Consider the following 669-nt stretch of genomic DNA (forward strand, 5'->3'; position numbering starts at 1 on the left):
CACGCGCCTTTCCATTTCGCAGTTCCACGGGATTGAGATTAACTGGTGGCCTTCAAGGATTGCGGAAGTCGCCATGTTCTTATCGGAGTTTCAGGCTGACCGTGCCTTGGCGCGCGCTTTGGGCCAGGTTCCCACACGTTTGCCGATTACGTCGGTAGCTCATATTGTGCATGCGGATGCTCTCACCACCAATTGGCGTGAGATGATTCCGGCAGAAGCCACCAAGGTTTTTATATTTGGGAACCCGCCGTTTTTGGGACAGTGGACGATGTCTAAAGCACAGACTTCCGCCATGAAAACAGTGTGGGGTAAAGATTATGACGGTTACCTGGATTTTGTGACCGCTTGGTTCTGGAAAGCGGTACAGTTCTTCAATCATGATTTCGAGGGCGAATTTGCTTTCGTATCGACTAACTCTATTGCGCAAGGACAGCCGGTCCCGGCACTTTTTGGCCCGATTTTTCGGGAAGGATGGCGCATTAAATTCGCGTATCACACGTTCCCGTGGGATTCTCAAGCACCCGGTCAAGCTGCGGTACACTGCGTAATTACCGGGTTCACCCGCTCTGAGGACTATAAACCGCGACTATTTGAATATGACTGGAACGCGAAACAGACTCGTGAAGCGGCAGACGTCAAAAGTATTAATGCCTATCTTTTGGATGCCCC

At 51.0% G+C, this 669-nt stretch carries 1 protein-coding gene; it reads left to right on the plus strand.

What is annotated here, in order from left to right; translation table 11 throughout:
* Nucleotides 1-669, plus strand: a 669-nt coding sequence (locus HMPREF2609_RS07430) for a DNA methyltransferase (RefSeq protein ID WP_371326043.1), incomplete at both ends; no start/stop codon positions are given.

Origin of the sequence: Rothia sp. HMSC058E10 (assembly GCF_001809415.1) — a bacterium.
Taxonomy (GTDB): domain Bacteria; phylum Actinomycetota; class Actinomycetes; order Actinomycetales; family Micrococcaceae; genus Rothia; species Rothia dentocariosa.